Consider the following 6242-nt stretch of genomic DNA (forward strand, 5'->3'; position numbering starts at 1 on the left):
AACTGGATTTTTTTTGATGATGAAGCGCAGCCCGCAAGGTCTGCGCTTCTTCATTTCTACCGCCTAGTTTAGAGCCGGGTGCGGATCTGCTTGAAAACATACAGGCAGGCGATCACGGCGGAGGTCATCTGCACCAGCACTGTGGACAGGGCGATGCCGGCCGTCTCCATGCTGCGCATGAGCACCCAGTTGAGCACGATATTGCCGATCAGCCCGACAAAGGACACCCAGATGATGAAGTGGGTGGCCTGCATGGCCACAATGACCCGCGACGCCAGGCTGCCGACAATGTAAAAAGGGATCTGGAAGACCGCATAGCGCAGCACCTCCGCCACCCGCTGGGTATCTGCCGCTGTGAAAGAGCCCCGCTCAAACAGCAGCGAGACGACCCACGGTGCCAGCCAGCACAAAAGGAAAACGGCCGGCATCGCCAGGGCCAGGATGGAAGCCGCACTGAGGATGAGCTGCCGCCTCACGCCTGCCCAGTCCTGCCGCGCCACCTTGTCGGCAAAATAGGGGAAAAGCACATCGCAGGAGGGGGCCACCGTCACCGCCAGGATGATGCCGCATAACTTTTCCGTGTAGCCAAGCACGGCCACGCTGCCCGGGGCCAGCCAGGCCGCCATGGTCTGGTCCACCACCACCGTGCTGCTGAAGACCCCGCCTGCGAAAAGATAATGGGCAGACTGGCGGCTGATGCGCAGCAGGGCCGGCTCCCGCAAAGCCAGGCACGCACGCCAGAAACGCCACCGGCCAGGGAGATGAAAAACCAGTGCGCCCAGCAGCACCAGCAATTGAAAGATTGAGCCCAGGACAGTGCCCGTGACGAGATCCCCCACGGATGCCTCCGCACCCCGATAAATCAGAACGCCGATGATGGTCAGCGGGATGAGCATCGGCGCAGTCGTGGCCACAATGAAGTGCTTGTCAGCTCGCAGCCACGCGGAGAGCTGGTAGCACATGCCAAAGCAGACCATGAACGGCAAAAGCTGGCGCAGCAGCCCCACGGCCAGCGCCTGCTTTTCGTCATTGAACCCCCGCGTGGCCCAACTGATGAAATGGGGGGCGATTAACCAGCACAGCAGCGCCAGACCGAGCAGGCTGACAGCGTGCAGCCATGTGCTTTGCACCGCCAGGCGCAGCGCGCGCCGGGGTGTTTTCCGGTGCGCCACCTCCGTGTACACGGGCAGAAAAGACTCTGGCAACCCGCCTCCAAACAGCGCCGCCAGAAAAGTCAGCAGCCCAAAGGATACCAGGAAGGCATCCAGCACATCCCCGGTGCCAAACTGCCTCGCGACAGCGGCATCCTTGAAAAAGGAGACCGCCTTGGAGCCTACCGTCAGCATCGCCACCAGCATGAATCCGGAGACGATGCGTGATCCGGCACCCTGCTTGAGCAGGGAGCACGTGCGGGCATGGAACTGGGAAAGCAGGAGGCGCAAACGCCTCAAGATAAGCGTGCAGAACCGCAGCGGGTACTAAAAATCCAGGTAGATCTCCGCACGCCGGTTCTTGGAGCGTCCTTCCGGATCATCCGTGCCGTCCGCCTTCTCATTCGGCCCCAGCGGCTGCGCCTTGCCCATGCCGGTCGTCACCACCTGCTCCGCCGCCACGCCCAGTTCCGCCAGCTGTTTTTTCACCGATTCCGCCCGCGCCTGGGACAGCGCCAGATTGTACCGGTCCGTACCCTTGGCATCCGTATGGCCCGCGATGTGCAGCTTCTTGGCCGGGTCAGACTTCAGCAGGCCGGCCACGATGTTCAACTGCTTCAGCGCACGCGGGTGCAGCTCATCCCGGTCGTATTCAAAGTACAGCGCCAGGGATTCACCGCCCTTGGGATTGCTGACGATGGGCGTATAAGGCACCCCCAGCTTCGCGGCCGAGGAGGCAAAGGAGCTCAGGATTTCTGACAGGTTCATGCCAACGACTTTCCACGGCTGGTCCAGGCCGCTGCGCTGCATTTCCAGACCAAATTCGGTGGTCTGTTGCAGCTTCTGCGACTGCACCTGGGCGATGACCCACGAGACTTCCGGATTGGCCACCGTGATGATCAGCGGTTTCGTTGGTTTAAACTCATATTCACCTTCTTCAAAGACGATGCAGAGACCGGCCAGCCGCTCAGCGGAAACTTTCTTCTCATCCACAAATGCGCGGGCGGCCGCGAAGTCATGCTTCAGCAGAGCCCGTACAAAATCACTGCCAAATCTCAGCGCATCCGGCATATTCTCCACGGTAAAAAGCGGGGGTTTGGGAGCTGTGGCTGTTTTTGCAGCAGGCTTGCCCTTGGGGGCAGATTTCGCGGCAGGCGGTGTCGTGGTCTGTGGCGGCGTCATCTCAGGTGCCGGGGCCAGCGGAGCGTCTGCCGTTTTCATTTCCGGCACCGTTTCCTTGGCTGTCGGCGGGGGGGCAGCGGCCATCGCGCTGCTGAGCTCCTTGGGAATCTGCAGGTGGGTGATCTTCCAGCCCATTTTGTCATCCCGTTCCAGATCCAGTTGCAGGCGCACCGCTTCCTGCATGCCTGGCAGGGTCAGCGGGATGGCGATGCGGGTCTTGTTTTCCACGAGGCCCAGTAGCTCCACCTGGTCCTCCTGGCCCACCTTGGCCTTGAGGCCCGTGATCATCTGTTTAAAAATCCCCGCTGCGGTCTCCGCCTGCGCCGGGTCGGCCGCCGCAGCCAGGTCCCCCGCACGCGTAAAATCCCCCATGTTCAGGCTGCGCACCATGTCCTTCCCCACATCCAGAGGCCGGGCGAAGCCGAAACTGGGTTTGGCCGGTGGCGGCGGCGGGGCTGCGGGAGCAGGCTTGGGTGCCGCTGCCACACTGGCAGCTGCCGCCGTTCTTTCCGCAGTTTCAGCACTTTTCACAGGCGGCTGCTCTGCCAGCTTCTCCTCCATGGCCGGCCGGGTGAAGACAAAGAAAATCACCACGCTGATGACCACCGCGACAAGGATGATGATGACGGGAAGAGCACCTCCGCTGGGGGCAGGTGAAAGAGACCTTTTGGCGGACTTGGGGGCAGGGTGAAGCATGGGGATGAACCTGAAGGTTCGGAGCAGTTAAGATGCCACGCAGTATCCCCTTCCTTCAAGGCGGATTTTCAATCTCCTTGCACACTAAGACTTGTCTTCAGCTCACCTGCCGGACCGTCCGGCCAGGGGGCCCCTTGGGAGATCCAGCGTTTGATAAGGGCTACTTCATCCTCAGTCAGGCTCTCGCCAACGGGCGGCATGGCTTGCACCTGGGCGTGGGCACTGGTCAGCCTGGACAGCAGCGGGCTGGCCTCGGGTTGGCCGGGAATGATAAATCCCCGCAGCGCGCCGCTGCGCCGGGCTTCCTCCTGGCTGGCCAGGCTCATGCGCCCGGGCAGCGCCTCCTGGTTGTGGCAGGCCGCGCATTTGGCCTCCAGCACAGGCTTGATGTGGGTGGTGAAATCCACCTCGCCGGACTTCGCCTGCCGGAGGGTGCGGGCATCCAGCACATTGCGGCCCGTGGGGCGTGTTTCGGATTCTTCAGGCACCTGGCAGCCAGCCAGGGCCAGCAGAGCTAACCCGACTCCACAAATGAAAAAGCGACCGTGCATAGGGGCGGTCTATCACGGTCGCTGTCAAAGGTCAATACTGACAGCAGAGGTTGACTGGGATTATCCGCCCGCAGATTGCGCTCAGCGTTGGCGGCTCCGCTCTTCCCGCGGGCTGCGCTGCGGCGGCGGGGTCCGTCGTTGGGCTTCCTCTGCCGCGCGCCGGGAGGATTCCTGCTGCTGCCGCATGGCCTCGCGCTGGCGCTCAGCCATCTCCGCCTGCTGGCGCGCGGCGGCCTCGCGTGCTTGCTGGGCCTGGGCCTCACGCTGGCGGCTGGCCATCTCCGCTTGCTGGCGCATGGCGGCTTCACGCGCCTGCTGGGCCTGGGTTTCACGCTGGCGGCTGGCCATCTCCGCCTGCTGGCGCATGGCGGCTTCACGCGCCTGCTGGGCCTGGGTTTCACGCTGGCGGCTGGCCATCTCCGCCTGCTGGCGCGCGGCAGCCTCGCGTGCTTGCTGGGCCTGGGTTTCGCGCTGGCGGCTGGCCACTTCAGCTTGCTGGCGCATAGCGGCTTCACGCGCCTGCTGGGCCTGGGTTTCGCGCTGGCGGTTGACCATTTCAGCCTGCTGGGCCGCTTGGGTTTTGATGGCTTCGGCCTGCTGGCGGCGCAGATCTTCACCCCGTTTTTGTTGTTCCAAAAGTTGCTTCTGCATGGCCTCGGCCTCGGCCCGTTTGCGGAGCATCTCCTGCTGCTGGGCGGCAGCAGCCTCGCGGGCACGGCTCATTTCGGCCTGCTTGGCGGCTTCCGTGGCGGCAGCGCGGTCCCGCTTGGTCATGTCGCCCTGCTTGGCGGTATCTTCGCGTTTTTTTGCCTCTGCAGCCTCCCGTTCACGGCGTGCCACTTCATCAGGTGCGGCGGTTTCATTCCGGCTGCCAGGGCGCATCCCTTCGGTACGGCGGTCACGGTCTGCCATGCGGTCCGGCGGTGTGGTAGGCCTGCCTCCCGGTGGCTCCGTTGGGCGGGCTGGCTCAGCTTCCCCACTCTCAGGGCGCCCGCCGGGGGGCATGGTTTCCGGGCGGCGGCCGGGTGTGCCGTCACCGTCACGGTCTGCGACATGGTCTGGCGGTGTGGAAGGACGCCCGCCGGGTGGCAGGCCGGGGCGCACCTCAGGCATTGCTACGGGTCCCGGGCGGTCCGGGCCTGGCTGGGGGACACGGTCACGCTCACTTGGGCGGTCCCGTTCAGGTGTCTGCTGAGGAGGCTGTGTGGCTACTGCGGGCTGCGTTGGTGCGGGTTTTGGCTCACGGGCCTGGCGGGTGATGGTGTCCCGTAGGTTTTGACGGCGGTCTTTCGGGATGTCCTCCCAGCCGTCCACCAGGGCAGGACGGGTGATTTTTTCAGCGATCTTCGGGGGCTTGCGGTCCCTGTCCTTACGGCTCGGAGGGAGCTGCGCAGCGATGAGCGGGCGCACGCCCTCCCGTTCCGGGCGGTTCATCTGGGGCCGCTCCGGCGTCCGCGCGATGCGCACCGGGGCTACCGGGATGGGCCGCCCCACACGCTGCTCCACCCAGTCCCGCCGCGGCCCGCCGCGATTGACGAAAAAATTCGTCTGCTGCTGGTTGATCTGGATGATGTTGGTCACATTCACCGTCTGGGCAAAGATGCGGGTGACGTTGGTGAAGGAGAGGCTGATGTTCACATAGCTGCTGCGGCCAAAGTTTTCCGCTTCAATAAAAATGTAGCTGCTGGGAGACAGGCCGTAGTTCACATCGCAGTCATAACCGATGCTCGTGTAGCCGCGCCGGCGCTCTGGCGGCAGCGGTGCCCAGCCCACCGCATCCCCCCCGGACCGCCAGGAGACCCACGCCGGCGCCCACTCCCGGCCCGGCACCCACACCCAGCCATGGCGGGAGATGCGCACCCACCGGCCATAATGGTAGCAGGCCCAGCCAAACGGCTCCGGTGAATCCCAGGCCCAGCCGTGGTCGCTCCACACCCACCGCCCGTCCAGGTACGGCCGCCAGGTGGAGCGCGAGGCCAGCGCCGGCCTCCAGGCATACCCGTAGCCCTCCACATCCAGCCACTGGCCATGCGGTGCAAGTTCCTCGTAAAACATCGAGTAGTCTGCCTCCGGCTCCATCCAGGCCTGGCCGCCGGGTTCCGGGGCAGGGTAGTAAGGTGCCGTCTCAGGGTAGGGCGCAGGTGCCGGGGCGGGGTAGGGCGCAGGTGCCGGGGCGGGGTAGGACGGGTTCGCTGCCAGCTGGTCGCGCAGCTCCTCGCTTTTCAGCCGGGCGGCTTCCGCTTCCGCCATGAGCTGCTCATTTTCTGCCTGCATGGCCTCCAGCCGCGCCTGCAGATCCGCGTTTTCCTTTTCCTGGATGCTGCGCTGCAGGTCATCGAGCTGCTTTTTCAGCTCCTCGCTCCGTGCCTGCATGTCGGCTGCCTGCTGCTGGTAGGCGGCCTGGGTTTCCTCCAGCTGCCGCCGCGCCTCATCTGCCGCAGCAGAGTTTTGCGGGGCTGGCCGGTCACAACTGACGAGTGCCAGGGAAAGCAGGGCGATGCTGCCTGCGGTGTAGATGGTCTTCATGGAAGTGGATTGACCAGGGTTTCGACGAGCATCGCGCTTTTCTTGTTCATGAACAATGAAGAATTCTGCGGGCCCTGCCATTGAGCCGGATTCTCGGGATTCAAACAGAGTCTGCGATCCATCGCGGCCAGTTCAG

4 protein-coding genes are annotated in these 6242 nt (G+C 64.2%); all 4 read right to left on the reverse strand.

The window, feature by feature from the left end; all coding sequences use genetic code 11:
- Positions 1 to 68: 68 nt before the first annotated feature.
- Positions 69 to 1451 (reverse strand): lipid II flippase MurJ, encoded by a 1383-nt coding sequence (locus WJU23_RS03950; RefSeq protein ID WP_346331236.1) that lies wholly within the window; start codon positions 1449 to 1451, stop codon positions 69 to 71.
- A gap of 27 nt (positions 1452 to 1478) precedes the next feature.
- A complete protein-coding gene (locus WJU23_RS03955; RefSeq protein WP_346331237.1) occupies positions 1479 to 3029 on the reverse strand; it encodes an OmpA family protein in 1551 nt (516 codons plus the stop codon).
- Positions 3030 to 3097: 68 nt separating this feature from the next.
- A complete protein-coding gene (locus tag WJU23_RS03960; protein WP_346331238.1) occupies positions 3098 to 3580 on the reverse strand; it encodes a c-type cytochrome domain-containing protein in 483 nt (160 codons plus the stop codon).
- Between the two features lie 81 nt (positions 3581 to 3661).
- Positions 3662 to 6106 carry a DUF6600 domain-containing protein gene (locus tag WJU23_RS03965; RefSeq protein WP_346331239.1) on the reverse strand — a complete coding sequence of 815 codons (2445 nt, stop codon included), beginning with the start codon at positions 6104 to 6106 and terminating at the stop codon, positions 3662 to 3664.
- Between the last annotated feature and the right edge of the window lie 136 nt (positions 6107 to 6242).

This window comes from Prosthecobacter sp. SYSU 5D2, from assembly GCF_039655865.1.
In the GTDB taxonomy this organism is placed as follows: domain Bacteria; phylum Verrucomicrobiota; class Verrucomicrobiia; order Verrucomicrobiales; family Verrucomicrobiaceae; genus Prosthecobacter.